Origin of the sequence: Nocardioides sp. (assembly GCF_035576065.1) — a bacterium.
Taxonomy (GTDB): Bacteria; Actinomycetota; Actinomycetes; order Propionibacteriales; family Nocardioidaceae; genus Nocardioides.
Map to the genome: position 1 here is coordinate 32,955 of NZ_DATLWX010000018.1, position 13,562 is coordinate 46,516.

At 69.5% G+C, this 13,562-nt stretch carries 15 protein-coding genes; 8 read left to right on the top strand and 7 right to left on the bottom strand.

All coding sequences use genetic code 11. The features are described 5' to 3' along the window. Window positions 1-33 precede the first annotated feature (33 nt). Both VNJ48_RS09690 and lipB read right to left on the bottom strand, forming a co-directional pair. A complete protein-coding gene (locus VNJ48_RS09690; RefSeq protein WP_325601511.1) occupies window positions 34-714 on the bottom strand; it encodes a hypothetical protein in 681 nt (226 codons plus the stop codon). 130 nt (window positions 715-844) lie between these two features. Beyond that, entirely contained in the window at window positions 845-1,570 is a 726-nt protein-coding gene (gene lipB, locus VNJ48_RS09695) for a lipoyl(octanoyl) transferase LipB (RefSeq protein WP_325601512.1), read from the bottom strand. 75 nt (window positions 1,571-1,645) lie between these two features. Here lipB and VNJ48_RS09700 point away from each other — a divergent pair, with 75 nt between their 5' ends. Then, window positions 1,646-2,146, top strand: a complete 501-nt coding sequence (locus VNJ48_RS09700; protein ID WP_325601514.1) for a hypothetical protein — start codon at window positions 1,646-1,648, stop codon at window positions 2,144-2,146. A 31-nt stretch (window positions 2,147-2,177) separates the two neighbouring features. On the opposite strand, the gene VNJ48_RS09705 is transcribed toward VNJ48_RS09700, so the two are convergent. The 3 genes from VNJ48_RS09705 to lpdA form a co-directional block, all read right to left on the bottom strand. Continuing rightward, the gene (locus VNJ48_RS09705) at window positions 2,178-3,068 is read right to left on the bottom strand and encodes a TIGR01777 family oxidoreductase (protein WP_325601516.1); all 891 of its coding nucleotides are present in this window, start codon (window positions 3,066-3,068) and stop codon (window positions 2,178-2,180) included. A gap of 107 nt (window positions 3,069-3,175) precedes the next feature. Beyond that, window positions 3,176-5,122, bottom strand: coding sequence for a 2-oxoglutarate dehydrogenase, E2 component, dihydrolipoamide succinyltransferase (gene sucB / locus VNJ48_RS09710; RefSeq protein ID WP_325601518.1), 1,947 nt, complete (start codon window positions 5,120-5,122; stop codon window positions 3,176-3,178). A 49-nt stretch (window positions 5,123-5,171) separates the two neighbouring features. Continuing rightward, a complete protein-coding gene (lpdA, locus tag VNJ48_RS09715; RefSeq protein ID WP_325601520.1) occupies window positions 5,172-6,548 on the bottom strand; it encodes a dihydrolipoyl dehydrogenase in 1,377 nt (458 codons plus the stop codon). A 133-nt stretch (window positions 6,549-6,681) separates the two neighbouring features. Between lpdA and VNJ48_RS09720 the strand changes: the two genes are divergently transcribed. Then, complete coding sequence (locus VNJ48_RS09720) at window positions 6,682-7,041, top strand: hypothetical protein (RefSeq protein WP_325601522.1); 360 nt, start codon at window positions 6,682-6,684, stop codon at window positions 7,039-7,041. 145 nt (window positions 7,042-7,186) lie between these two features. Here VNJ48_RS09720 and VNJ48_RS09725 read toward each other — a convergent pair whose 3' ends face one another. Then, on the bottom strand, window positions 7,187-8,692 hold the full coding sequence (locus tag VNJ48_RS09725; protein ID WP_325601524.1) for a leucyl aminopeptidase: 1,506 nt from the start codon (window positions 8,690-8,692) through the stop codon (window positions 7,187-7,189). Between the two features lie 64 nt (window positions 8,693-8,756). On the opposite strand from VNJ48_RS09725, the gene gcvT reads away from it, so the two are divergent. Genes gcvT through VNJ48_RS09755 form a run of 6 tightly spaced genes read left to right on the top strand, consistent with a single transcriptional unit; the run spans window position 8,757 to window position 13,153 of the window. Beyond that, complete coding sequence (gcvT, locus tag VNJ48_RS09730; protein WP_325601526.1) at window positions 8,757-9,866, top strand: glycine cleavage system aminomethyltransferase GcvT; 1,110 nt, start codon at window positions 8,757-8,759, stop codon at window positions 9,864-9,866. Further along, window positions 9,866-10,114: a hypothetical protein gene (locus VNJ48_RS09735; RefSeq protein WP_325601528.1), complete on the top strand. Its 249-nt coding sequence runs from the start codon at window positions 9,866-9,868 to the stop codon at window positions 10,112-10,114. The genes gcvT and VNJ48_RS09735 overlap by 1 nt, the downstream gene beginning before the upstream one ends. Window positions 10,115-10,174: 60 nt before the next feature. Next, on the top strand, window positions 10,175-10,906 hold the full coding sequence (locus VNJ48_RS09740; protein ID WP_325601530.1) for a hypothetical protein: 732 nt from the start codon (window positions 10,175-10,177) through the stop codon (window positions 10,904-10,906). Between the two features lie 30 nt (window positions 10,907-10,936). Beyond that, complete coding sequence (locus VNJ48_RS09745; RefSeq protein ID WP_325601532.1) at window positions 10,937-11,731, top strand: thymidylate synthase; 795 nt, start codon at window positions 10,937-10,939, stop codon at window positions 11,729-11,731. Further along, a complete protein-coding gene (locus VNJ48_RS09750; RefSeq protein WP_325601534.1) occupies window positions 11,721-12,248 on the top strand; it encodes a dihydrofolate reductase in 528 nt (175 codons plus the stop codon). The genes VNJ48_RS09745 and VNJ48_RS09750 overlap by 11 nt, the downstream gene beginning before the upstream one ends. 29 nt (window positions 12,249-12,277) lie before the next feature. Then, window positions 12,278-13,153: a hypothetical protein gene (locus tag VNJ48_RS09755; RefSeq protein WP_325601536.1), complete on the top strand. Its 876-nt coding sequence runs from the start codon at window positions 12,278-12,280 to the stop codon at window positions 13,151-13,153. Between the two features lie 6 nt (window positions 13,154-13,159). Here VNJ48_RS09755 and VNJ48_RS09760 read toward each other — a convergent pair whose 3' ends face one another. Beyond that, window positions 13,160-13,492: a TfoX/Sxy family protein gene (locus tag VNJ48_RS09760; RefSeq protein WP_325601538.1), complete on the bottom strand. Its 333-nt coding sequence runs from the start codon at window positions 13,490-13,492 to the stop codon at window positions 13,160-13,162. Window positions 13,493-13,562 lie beyond the last annotated feature (70 nt).

The following is a 13,562-nucleotide window of genomic DNA, read 5'->3' on the forward strand; positions in this document are numbered from 1 at the left end:
AACTCGACTGACCCGTGTGCCTGACAGCGGTGCTCAGGACACGTCGCGGCGTTTCGACATCCACGTCAACAGCACCACGGCGGCCCCCAGGATGACACCCAGGAAGGGCTCGCCGTCCCACGTGACGAGTTGTCGCGTGCAGTTTGCGGCTTCATAGTCCTCCGGGATGTAGACCTCCGGGCAGGAGGGTCCGCGCGACAACACGACGATGCCAGCAACGGTGGTGGCGGCGGTGACTGCCAAAGCCTTGGCAAACCACTGGCGCAGGCGTCGCCGCTCGACGACCAGCCGTTTGCCGCGGTAAGCCATGCCCCATTCGTGGCGCATGAAGGTGCTGCCGATCAGCATCATCAGGATGACCAGCAACGTCACCGAGGCGGCTGTGAAGTCCCTGCGCACCAGGTCAAAATCGATGGCCGGAGGTTCGAGGAACTCTTCGTAGTGCCACGTGAACATCTCCTCGCACTCCGCGGCGTCCATGGGTTGACCGCCGTCATAGCCCGGGTCGGTCTTGCACCGCTCCATCTCCTCGAGCTGGTCGAGCCGCCCGGCCGCCACGATCTCCTTCGCTTCGGCGATGTCTTCGGCACTGGGATGCGTGGTCCACGAGTCCTGGAGAAGCGTCGACAACGGTATGGAAGCGAGCGCGACCAGCAGCAGGACAATGGCCAGACGCCACGAGACCTGATCGACCTCGCGGCCCTCGGGCCGCATCAGTGCACACCGTCCTTCATGTGTTCATGGACGGGCGCGCTGCTCACGTCGTTCCCCCCGGCGTGACGCCTCCCCGTCGAGGCGAATGTGACAGAGCCCCAGACGGGGTGCCGGACGCCGCGCCGCTCGCTCAGCGACTCGGGGTGACCAGCTCGATGCGGGGCGCTCGTCCGGGCTCCGGACGCGGGTCGTAGTCCGGAGTCGGGGTGTACGGCTGCCAGGCGAGGTACGTCGACAGGTGCTTCTCCACCACTGGAAGGACCTCGCTCACGGGCACGTCCCGCTCGAGCTCGCGGCTGAGCGAGGTGACGCCGGCGTCGGCGATCCCGCAGGGCACGAAGCGGTCGTACCACCCGAGGTCGACGTCGCAGTTGATGGCGAACCCGTGCATCGTCACGCCGCGGCTGACCCGGATGCCGATCGCCGCGATCTTGCGCTCGGGGCCTCGCTCGTCGGCCCGCAGCCACACGCCGCTGCGCCCCGGCACCCGGGCGACCGTGACGCCGAAGTCGGTGCAGGCCGCGATCAGAGCCTCCTCGACGCGGCGGACGTAGTCGACGACCTTGACGTGGTCCGGCAGCCTCACGATCGGGTAGCCGACGAGCTGTCCGGGGCCGTGGAAGGTGATCTTGCCGCCGCGGTCGACGTCGATGACCTGGGCGCCGCCGGGGTCCAGGGGGCGCTCGTGCGGGTCGGTCCGCTTGCCAGCGGTGAAGACGGGTGGGTGCTCGAGCAGCAGCACGGTGTCCTCCCGCGCGCTCGCCACGACCTCGGCGTGCACCTCGCGCTGGAGGTCCCAGGCGGCTAGGTAGTCCACGGCGTCCGCGCCGATCCCGGCGACCACGTAGCTCGGCATGGCTCGAGCCTACGCCTGAGGACGGCCTGTGGATGACGGAGGGCGCGCCGCCCCGATGTGCGGCACCGTGGACGGATGGACCCGCGACGACTGCTTCCCTACCTCCTCGCCGTGACTGTCTGTGCCGTGCTCGCCACCGGCGGGCTCGTCCTCCTCACCCAGCGCCCACCTGCCCCTCCGGCGCCCGTGTCCGCAGCCGCCGCGACGCCCCGGGACACCTTGGCCGCGTGGGACTCGCGTCGGGCCGACGCCTGGGCCGCGGGCGACGTCGGGGCGTTGCGTGAGCTCTACGTCGCTGGTTCACCCACGGGCCGAGCAGACGTGCGCATGCTTGCGGCGTACGTCGCCCGCGGACTCCACGTCGAGGGACTCACCACCCAGGTGCTGGCCTGGGAGGTGGTCGAGGAGACGCCCGATGAGCTCACCGTGCTGGTGACCGACCGGGTGGTCGGGGGAGTGGTGGTCGGAGAGGGGACGAGCACCCCGTTGCCGAGGGACAGGGCCACGACCCGCACCGTCGTCCTCCGACGGGTCGACGGCGACTGGCGGATGTGGGCGGTGCGTGAACGGACGTGACCACCCCAGATCCGTCCTGGATCACGCCAGATCACGCCAGGGCGGCTGCCAGCACCTCGCGTACGTCCTCGTCCTGGAAGTCGTAGCCCGCGCGCTCCAGAGCTGCGGGGCGTACGTTCAGGGAGCCGAGCAGCTCGGGGGCCATGCGTCCCGCAACGACCTTGAGGACCGGTGCGGGAGCAACCAGGAACACTCGCCGCTTCACGGCCGCGGCGAGGGTCCGGGTGAACTCGCTGTTGGTCGGCGTCTCGGGGCAGCAGAGGTTGAACTCACCCGACACATCGCGGGACTCGGCCAGGTAGGACACCGCACCGACCCAGTCGCGCAGCGAGATGATGGGGAAGAACTGCTGTCCGTCGCCGACCCGGGCGCCCAGGCCCACCGAGAAGAGTTGCCGGAGCTCCTTGAGGGGCGAGGAGCTGCGGTCCATGACGGGTGCCGTGCGCAGGATGCACACGCGGGCGCCGGCCTTGACTGCCGGTGCTGCTGCCGCCTGCCACTCCCGGGTGACGGTGGTGAGGAAGGCGTCGCCCCGGCTCTCGGAGTCCTCCGTGAGCTCCTGGGCACCGTGGTCGCCGTACCAGCTGATGCCGTTGCCGGCGAGGAACGCCGGCGGACGTTCGGCGCGGGCGATGGCACGGGCAAGCACGTCGGTGGTCGTCACCCGGCTCTCCAGCACCTCGTGGGCGCGCTTGGCCGAGTGCGGGTTGCCGGCGACGTTGACGCCCGCCAGGTTGACCACGACGTCGGAGCGGTCGATGACGGTCTGGTCGACCTCACCTGCGTACGGATCCCACCGCGATTCGCGGCCGGAGGCGGGCTCGCGGCGGACCAGATGGGTGACGTCGTGACCGCCGACGCGGAGGTGCTCAGTCAGGTGGGTGCCGAGAAACCCAGATGCTCCGGCGATGACGACTCGCATGCGTCTACCTCATCACACCGGCAAAACGACGGACCCGGCTGCAGATCGCAACCGGGTCCGTCGTGTGACCGTCGGGTGACCGCCGTGCGGCCCCCGTGTGGGGCGGGTCAGACCTCGAACGCTCCACTCTCGAGGCGGGCCTTGACGGCGGCGAGGAACCGGCCGGCGTCGGCGCCGTCGACGAGGCGGTGGTCGTAGGTGAGCGAGAGGTAGACCATGTGGCGAATGGCGATCGTCTCGCCGAGGTTGGGGTCGTCGATGACCACGGGCCGCTTGACGACCGCGCCCGGGCCGAGGATGGCGACCTGCGGCTTGTTGATGATCGGGGTGTCGAACAGGGCACCGAAGGAGCCCAGGTTGGTGATCGTGAACGTGCCGCCCGAGAGCTCGTCGGGTCCGATCTTGTTGGTGCGGGTGCGCTCGGCGACGTCGGCGATCTTCTTGGCCAGACCGGCGATCGAGAGGTCGCCGGCGTCCTTGACGACCGGGGTGAGGAGTCCCTTCTCGGTGTCCACCGCGAACGCGATGTTCTCGCGGTCGTAGTAGGTGACCTTGCCCGCGTCGGTGTCGATCGCCGCGTTGAGCTTCGGGTGCTCCTTGAGGGTGTCGATCGCCGCCTTCGCGAAGAACGGGAGGTAGGTCAGCTTGACCCCCTCGCGTGCCAGGAACTCCGCCTTCACGCTCTCCCGCAGGCGGGCGATGGTGGTCACGTCGACCTCCATGACCTGGGTGAGCTGGGCGCCCGTCTGCAACGAGTCGACCATGCGCTCCGCGATGATCTTGCGCAGCCGCGACAGGTCAGCGGTCGTGCCGCGCAGGTTGGACTGCGCACCACCGGCCGCGGTCGGACGTGCTGCCGCGGGGGCAGCAGCCGCTGCCGCGGGGGAGGCAGCGGGGGCGCTCGGAGCGGCCTGCTCGCCGGCCGACTTGGCCGCAGCGGCCGCGTCCAGGACGTCCTGCTTGCGGATCCGGCCACCGACGCCGGTGCCCGACACCGCTGCGAGGTCGACGCCGTGCTGGGTGGCCATCTTGCGCACCAGCGGGGTGACGTAGGAACTCTGGTCGTCGTCGCGGGACGGCGCAGGCGTGGGCTCGGCGCGACGTGGTGCCTCTGCCTTCGGTGCCTCTGCCTGGCGCGCCTCTGCCTGGGGCGCCTCAGCCTGTGCGGCCTCAGCCTCGGGGTTCGACGCAGGTGCCGGGGTCTCCTCCGGCGACGCCTGCTCCTCCGAGGCTGCCTCGTCGGCAGGGGCCTCATCGGTTGCGGGTGCGTCCTCGGCGGGGGCCTCGGCAGCGGGCTCTTCCTCGGCGGGAGCGGGAGTCTCCTCCTCAGCGGCGGGGGCTGCGTCGCCCGAACCGACCAGCGCGAGCTCGGCGCCGACCTCGACGGTCTCGTCCTCCTCGACCATGATCTTGAGCAGCTTGCCGGCGACCGGCGAGGGGATCTCGGTGTCGACCTTGTCCGTCGACACCTCGAGCAGCGGCTCGTCGACCGCGACGTCGTCGCCGACCTTCTTCAGCCAGCGGGTCACCGTCCCTTCGGTGACGGACTCGCCGAGCGCGGGGAGCGTGACGGAGGTGCCCCCGCTGTCGCTACCGCCGGCACCACTGGCGGGCTTCTCCTCGGCTGCGGGAGCGGCCTCCTCCGCGGGCGCCTCCTCCTTCTCGGCCTCGGGAGTCTCGTCGCCGGGCGGCAGATCGCCGGTCTCCTCGACGATCTGCTCCTCCTGCTCGGCCTTCTTCTCCGACTCCTGCTCGTCCTGTGGCTGGGCCTCGGACTCTGCCGAGTCGTCTGCCTGCTCAGCCCCGCTGCCCTCGCCCTCCTCACCCACGACCGCCAGCACCGCGCCGACCTCCACCGTGGCGTCCTCCTCGGCCCTGATCTCGAGCAGCGTGCCCGCGACCGGCGAGGGGATCTCCGTGTCCACCTTGTCGGTGGAGACCTCGAGCAGCGGCTCGTCCACCGCCACGCTGTCGCCGACGTTCTTGAGCCAGCGGGTGACGGTGCCTTCGGTGACCGATTCGCCGAGGGCGGGGAGAGTGACTTCGGAGGCCATGGAGGGTTCCTTCGCTCGCGTGGTGTGGATGGGGGTGCGTTCGGGTGGGTCAGGAGTGCGCGTGGAGCGGCTTGCCGGCGAGCGCGAGGTGCGCCTCGCCGAGGGCCTCGTTCTGCGTCGGGTGGGCGTGGAGCAGCGGCGCGACGTCGTCGGCGTGGGCTTCCCAGTTGTAGATCAGCTGCGCCTCGCCGATGAGCTCGCCCACCCGGTCACCCACCATGTGGACGCCGAGCACCGGACCGTCCGCAAGACCGACGAGCTTCACGAAGCCGGCGGTCTGGAGGATCTGGCTCTTGCCGTTGCCGCCGAGGTCGTAGGTGACGGTGGTGACCTGGTCGCCGTACTGCTCACGCGCTTGTGCCTCGTCCAGGCCGACCGACGCGATCTCGGGGTGGGAGTAGGTGACCCGCGGGATGCCCGCCTCGTTGATCGGCGTCGGGTCGAGGCCGGCGATCTCCTCGGCCACGAAGATGCCCTGCTGGAAGCCGCGGTGGGCGAGCTGGAGCCCGGGCACGATGTCGCCGACGGCGAAGACGCCCTCGACCCCGGTGCGACAACGCTCGTCGGTGAGCACGAAGCCGCGCTCCATCGTGATGCCCTGCTCCTCGTAGCCCAGTCCGGCGGTCGAGGGGCCGCGTCCGACGGCGACGAGCATCAGCTCGGCCTCGATCACGTCGCCACCTTCGACGGTCACGGCGACGCCGGCGTCAGTCGTCTTCACGCTCTGGAACGGGGTGCCGGTGAGGAACTTGATCTTGCGCTTGCGGAACGCTCGCTCGAGCGCCTTCGACGAGGCCTCGTCCTCAACGGCGACCAGCCGGGGGAGTGCCTCGATGATGGTGACGTCGGCGCCGAAGCTGGCCCACACGCTGGCGAACTCGCAGCCGATGACACCGCCGCCGAGCACGATCACCGACCTCGGCACCCGGTCGAGCTTGAGCGCGTGCTCCGACGACATGACCGACTCTCCGTCGATCTCCAGTCCCGGCAGGGACTTCGAGTAGGAGCCGGAGGCCAGGACGAGGTGCTTCCCGGTGTATGCCGTGTCGCCGACCGTCACCGTCCGCGGACCCGTCAGGCGTCCCTCGCCCTCGATCACGGTGATGCCGCGTGACTTGATCAGGCCGGTCAGTCCCTTGAAGAGGCGTGAGACGACGCCGTCCTTGTAGGCGTTGACGCCGGCCATGTCGATGCCCTCGAGCGACGCGCTCACCCCGAACTTCGAGGCGTCGCGCGCCGAGTCGGCCACCTCGGCTGCGTGGAGCAGGGCCTTGGTGGGGATGCAGCCGACGTGCAGGCACGTGCCGCCGAGGCTGCCCTTCTCGACCAGGCCCACCGTCAGTCCGAGCTGCGCCGCCCGCAGTGCGCAGGCGTATCCGCCTGAGCCTGCCCCGAGGATGAGTACGTCGAAGTTTCCCTCCGTCACGCGCTGCCTTTCGAGTCGCAAGTGGTGTGGTGTGCGTCGACCACCAGACGCTCACCCATCCTTGCACTCTTTGTGAGGCTGTCCACACCGGGTTGCGCGCCGATTGCTTCGACCGTGCAGGCACAATGTCGGCATGGGACTGCTAGACCGATTCCGCCGATCCGGCCGCATGAGTCGACCGCTGCGGGACGGTCAACGCACCGGCTCCACGACGGTCCGCGCGTCCGACGGCCACGACGTCGTCCATCTGACCGACTTCGTCACCAGCCGGCGCGGCGTCGAGGGGTTCGTCGAACCCCGCACAGCCGTCAGCGACGTGACGCTGTTGCTGGTCGCCCACGACGGTGAGTGGACGCGACGCCGGGTGCCCAGCGTGCAGTGGGCGCACACGTTTGCCAACAAGCACCAGGTGCCGTCGTACGACGCAGCGGTGGTCGGCATCCCGCAGCGCATGCGCGACTACAACCGGCGCAAGAAGGCCGGCGGGCTCTAGGTAGGGACGTCTGCGGGCCTCCCGCGTCGTCCATGGACGCTTCACCATGGGATGTCGGTGAACAGGCACTTCCCGCGGTCAATTGACGTGGGGGAGTGCCCATTCGGCAACATCCCATGGTGAACAGTCGCAGGATCGGGGCAGGTCAGCCGGCGGCCAGCGAGCGGGCGTACTCCACGATGGTGGTGACCCCGAAGCCCGTGGCGCCAGCGGGGACGTGGCCGTAGGCGCCGCCGGTGTTGAGCTCCTTGCCGGCGATGTCGAGGTGCGCCCAGGGCAGGCCCCCGGTGAACTCGCGGAGGAACGCTGCGGCCATGAGGCCCCCGCCCCAGCGGACCCAGTCGTGCTGCAGCAGATCGGCGACCTTGGAGGCGCTGATCCGTTCCTTCATCTCCTCGGGGATCGGCATCGGCCAGTGCTGCTCGCCGGCACGGTCACCCGCGAGCAGGACTGCGTCGACGATCTCCTGCGAACCCAGGACGGCGCCGACCTTGTCGCCGAGCGCGAGATGGAGGTGCCCGGTCAGGGTCGCGACGTCGACGATGACGTCAGGGTCCTCCTCGACGGCCAGCACCAGGGCGTCGCCGAGCAGCATGCGTCCTTCGGCGTCGGTGTTGGCGATCTCCACGGTCGTCCCGCCATACATGGTGACGACGTCGCCGGGGCGGAACGAGGAGCCGGAGACCATGTTCTCGGCCATCGGCGCGAAGGTGGTGATCTTGATGGGCAGGCCGAGGTGGGCGATGGCGAGGGTCGCGGCGATGACGCAGGCCGCGCCGCCCATGTCGCCCTTCATGCCCACCATGGAAGACGAGGGCTTGATCGTCAGACCGCCCGAGTCGAAGGTGACGCCCTTGCCCACGAGGGCGAGGTGGGTGGTGGCACCCCGGGGGGACCAGGTCAGCTTCGCGAGTCGAGGCTTCGCGTCCGAGCCGTTGCCGACGGCCAGGGTCCCGCCGAGTCCGCGCTCGGTCAGGGCGGCGTGGTCCCAGATCTCCAGCTTCACCTTGGGCGCGCCCCGGCCCTTGGTGGCTGCCTTGTGTGCGTCGGTCACGGCGGCGGCGAAGGCCTCCGGGGTGAGGTGTCCGGGAGGTTCGTTGACCCAGTCGCGCGTCAGCCGCACAGCGGCCGCGACGATCTGTGCCTCCGCGAAGGCGCTGACCGCCTCTGCCTTGCGGGCGATCGGCGACAGCACGACGACCTCCCCGGCGCCGGTGTCGCCGTCGGACTTCGACTTGTGCTTGGTGTACGTGTAGCCGCCGAGCAGGTGACCCTGGGTCACCGCGTCGACGAGCTCAGGGGTGTCGGCGGGCAGCGCGAGGGCCACCGACGCGGCGTTGGGCACGCTGCGGGCAGCGACGCCGGCTGCTCGGCGTACGGCCGTGCCATCGGGATCCGGCCCCAGTCCGACCAGCACCAGCATCGATGCGTTGAGCTTGCCGCCGGCGGGGATGCGGACCGCCTCACCGGGCTTGCCGGAGAACCCCAGCGAGGACAGGAGCGGGAGCCACTTGCGTCCCCAGGCCTGCGCGACCTCGGTGCCGGCGTCGCAGACGACCGGGCCTTTGCTCGAGGAGAGGACGCCGACGACGACGGCCTCCGCGCGGGTCTTGGCGGGACTTGCGTTTCGCAGCGTGTACGTCGTTGTCACTCGGGCACTTTAGGCGAGGGCAGGCACGAGCCCCGCGTCGGATCGCTGGGGTAGGTTTCGGGGCATGGCTGACGCGACCCTCAAGCAGTCCCCGCTCCACGATCGTCACGTCGCCCTCGGGGCGAAGTTCGCTGAGTTCGGTGGCTGGACGATGCCGCTCGAATACTCCTCGGGAGTGGTCAAGGAGCACACCGCGGTCCGCAGCGCGGTGGGCATCTTCGACGTCAGCCACCTCGGCAAGGCGATGGTGAGCGGTCCGGGCGCCGCCGACTTCGTCAACGCCACGCTCTCCAACGACCTCGCCAAGATCGCGCCGGGCAAGGCGCAATACACGCTCTGCTGCGATGCGGTGACCGGCGGCATCATCGACGACCTCATCGCCTACTACCAGGACGACGAGCACGTGCTGCTCGTCCCCAACGCCGCCAACACGGCTGAGGTCGTACGCCGCCTGCAGGCCGAGGCTCCCGACGGTGTCTCGGTCGTCAACCACCACGACGACTACGCGGTGCTCGCCGTGCAGGGCACCCGGTCGGACGAGGTCCTGCAACGCGTCGGGCTGCCGACCGGGCATGACTACATGTCCTTCGTCGAGGCGTCCTTCGACGGGCCCGGCGTCGTCGTGTGCCGCACCGGCTACACCGGGGAGCGAGGCTACGAGCTGATCGTCGCCAACGAGGGCGCCCCGGCCCTGTGGGACGCGCTGCTCGCTGCCGGTGAGGAGTTCGGGATGCTCACCTGCGGCCTCGGCTCGCGCGACACGCTGCGCACGGAGATGGGATATGCCCTCCACGGGCAGGACATCACGGTCGACGTCAACCCGGTCGAGGCCGGCCTGGGCTGGGCGGTCGGCTGGAAGAAGGACACCTTCTGGGGCCGCGACGCGCTCCTGGCCGTCAAGGAGGCTGGCCCGGAGCGACGCCTGCGCGGTCTCATCGCCACCGGTCGCGGCATCCCGCGCCCCGGGATGCGCGTGTCCCTCACCCACGACGTCGCGCTGTGCGACATCACCTCGGGCACCTTCTCGCTGACGCTGAAGAAGGGCGTCGGGATGGCGCTGGTGCCCACGATGGTCCACCCCGACGCAGAGGTCGGTGTGGACATTCGCGGGCGTCGCGAGATCTTCCAGCTCACCAAGGTGCCGTTCGTCGAGACCTCGGTGAAGGAGTCCTGATGTTGCCCGAACAGCCGACCTTCCGTCAGCCGACCGCCGCCGACATGCCGTGGTGGTGGCGCCTTGAGGACTCCTCGGGGACTGAGGTCCCGGTCGAGGAGTTTGCTGGCCAGCGGTTCCTCTCGCAGGCCGACGCCGAGTCCTGGGTGGGGGAGATCTGGGCCCAGCTCGCCGAGGCCGGGGTCGACGGCGTCACCCTCTTCGAGCACGAGCGTCAGGTCTACGGTCCGATGTCGCTTCACGCCTGAGCCGGTCACGCCTGACCCATCCGCGGCATCGTCGGCACCGAAGTCCAGGTGGAGGTGCCGATGGACACGTACGACGACTTCGTCGGTGCACGCCGCTCCGCCCTGATCGAGGAGTTCGGCGGTGGAGCGGGAGCCGAGGCAGCCGTCGACCGCGCTCTCGCGCGCTGCCGACGCGGTTGGGTGCGACTGGAGCAGACGACCGACGTGGAGTCGCACGTGCGTGGTCTCGTCCGCGACGAGCTGGACCGGCCGCGTCGGCGACGTCTCACCCTCTATGCGTTGGTCTCGCTCGCCCTCCTGGTGGCGGCTGCAGTGGTCATCTCTGTGCTGCCGACCCCGCCTGAGGTGCGAAAGGAGACAAATCCGGTCCCGGTGCCGTGGTTCGCTGAAGGGCAGCTGCACCTGGCCGACGTGGTCGTGACCCTTCCCGGCGCGGGCGCGTTCGCGCAGCTCGACGATGGCGTCGTGATCGAGGACGAGGGCGGGTCGCTGCTGCTGGTGGACGGTGACGGCGACGTGTCCGGCTACGACGGGGAGATGCCCGAGGTCACGGAGCCGGAGATCCCGGCGCCGTACGACGAGGGCAGCGGCATCTCCCGGCGTCTCGCCGTGGCCGTGGCACCGGGCGGCGAGAGCGTCCACCTGATGGAGATCGCGGCCGCGGGACCCGAGGCCGGCGTCTACACGCGCCTGTCGGAGACCATCAGCCGGATGTTCGTGGTCTGCACGACGCCCCAGTGCACGACGCAGACCCGCTTCGTGGTCAAGGGACGCGACGTCCGGCTGCGCTGAGAGGGGCCCGAGCCGCAGTAGAGTCGAGCCATGCGGGCCTACCTTGACCTCCTCGAGCGACTGCTGGACGAGGGAGTGGAGAAGTCGGACCGGACCGGGACCGGCACCCTCAGCGTCTTCGGCCACCAGATGCGGTTCAACCTCGCCGAGGGCTTCCCGCTGGTGACGACGAAGAAGATCCACACACGCTCGGTCTTCGGCGAGCTGTTGTGGTTCCTGCGCGGCGACACCAACGTCAAGTGGCTCAACGACCGCGGGATCTCGATCTGGGACGAGTGGGCCGACGAGAACGGCGACCTCGGGCCGGTCTACGGCTATCAGTGGCGCTCCTGGCCCACGCCGGACGGCCGACACGTCGACCAGATCGCACAGGTGATCGCGCAGATCAGGGAGACCCCGGACAGTCGTCGCCACATCGTCTCCGCCTGGAACGTCGCCGACATCGCCGACATGGCGCTGCCGCCGTGCCACACGCTGCTCCAGTTCTACGTCGCCGGCGGGCGGTTGTCGTGCCAGCTCTACCAGCGTTCGGGCGATGTGTTCCTCGGCGTGCCGTTCAACATCGCGTCGTACGCCCTGCTCACGCACATGGTCGCGCAGGTGACCGGCCTCGAGGTCGGCGACTTCGTGCACACCATCGGCGATGCGCACCTCTACTCCAACCACATGGACCAGGCGCGGCTCCAGCTGACCAGGGAGCCGCGCGCGCTGCCGCGCCTCATCCTCAACGAGGCGATCGCCGAGATCGACGGCTTCGACCTCGATGACATCGCCCTCGACGGATACGACCCGCACGCCGGCATCAAGGCTCCCGTTGCCGTCTGAGGCGACACTCCGCATCACGCTCGTCGCCGCGTACGCCGACAACCGGGTCATCGGCGACGGCGGCTCGATCCCGTGGCACATCAGGGAGGACTTCGCCCACTTCAAGGCCGTGACCATGGGCGGCGTGCTCGTCATGGGCCGGACGACCTGGGACTCGATTGGTCGCCCACTGCCGGGCCGGACCACGATCGTCCTCACCCGCGATGCCTTGTGGTCGGCCGACGGAGCCCTGATCGCACACTCACTCGAGGAGGCGCTCACGCTCGCCACGGGGCTGGACGGGGCCATCTACGTGGTGGGTGGAGCTCAGGTCTACGAGCTCGCCCTGCCGCTGGCCACCCATCAGGTCCTGACCGAGATCGCCCTCTCGCCCGTCGGTGACGTCCGCTATCCCGCCTTCTCGCTCGACGAGTGGAAGGAGGTCCGTCGCGAGGCCCGGCCTGACCTGGGACTCGATTGGGTCTGGTGGGAGCGGCTGGGAGCTGGCCCCATGGCCCAGAACGGGGGAGCCGGATGAGTCTGTGGGTTTTGGTGCCGAGTGTCCTGGTGGGGGCCGCGATCGGGATGGCGGCATGGTGGATACCGCCGTACGCACAGCTCACCCTGCGAAAGTGGGCGCGCCGGCACCACGTGGATCTTCAGGAGCGCTCGGGTCGCGACGTCCGGTTCGTGCTGCGCTCGATACACGGACATTGCGCAGGATTCTTTCTCACGATCGTTGCGGACGCTCTTGCCATTCTCGTCCTTGTGTCCGCGGCCGCGAGCCCCTCGTTCCGGCTCACCATCCTGGCGTCAGCCGTGCTCTTCATGGCGGGAGCGGCCATTCCGGCGGTCATCGCTCACTCGTACTGGAGGCCACAGTCGGGCGTGGCCACCCTGAGGACCGTGACGGTGCGCGGCTACGTCGGCCGCACCACGGTCGTGTGCGCCGTCGCCCTGGGAGCCACGGCGGCGGCTCCCGTGGTGGTTGCCCTCGTGGCGGGCGCGAGCCCTGCCTATCGTGCCGCGGACCTGTGGTGGGAAACGTCGGTGGTCGTCCCACTTCTCGCGGGCTCGGTCATCGTCTTCCTCCTGACCTTGCCGCCGATCTCAGAGCCGGCTCCGAAGCGTGACGAACCAGGCGGGGGCGTCGCCTATGCTTGGGACATCTTTCGGTCGACGTCGCTGTTCGTTGCGCTGTGCTCTCAGCTTCCGGTGCTCGCGTATGCGGTCAATGCCACTATCGGAAGCTTGGACGGACTCGCGCTGGCTGGTGCCGTGCCTGTCTGGGCACAGCACGCGTCGTCGCTGCTGCGGATGGTGACCGCTCTGCAGGTCGTCTTGTTGTTGATCATGTTGGTGTCGAGGCGCCGGCCGCACAAGAGTCTTCGACCCACGCTCGCCGATGGCGAACTGGTGCCGTTCCCCGGCGCGGGGGGTTGAGCCACCTCACTTGGCCGGCAGGGATCTCGCGATCGCGACCCCGCGATCGACCCAAACCTGTAGGCCCTCCTCGGTCTTGACCACGTCGAGGGCCACGATGAACCAGCCGCGCAGCGGGCTGCCACGCATCTCCATCGGCCGGACCGACTCGCCGTCGACCCACTGCTCGATGTCCTCGTCCTGGGCCCGCACCAGCAGGTCTCCCCGGCCGCGCGCAGCCACCGACATGTTGCCCGAGATCAGGAAGGCGAGTCCGCCGAACATGGTGCGTTCGCTCACGTTCGGCTCGTCGGCCAACATGACCCGGATCCGTTCGGCCAGTTTCTTGTCGTACGCCATGGGGTCATTATCGACATCCAGCGCACCGACGTCACGGGCTCAGGACCAGCGAGTGCTCAGGAGTAGCCCG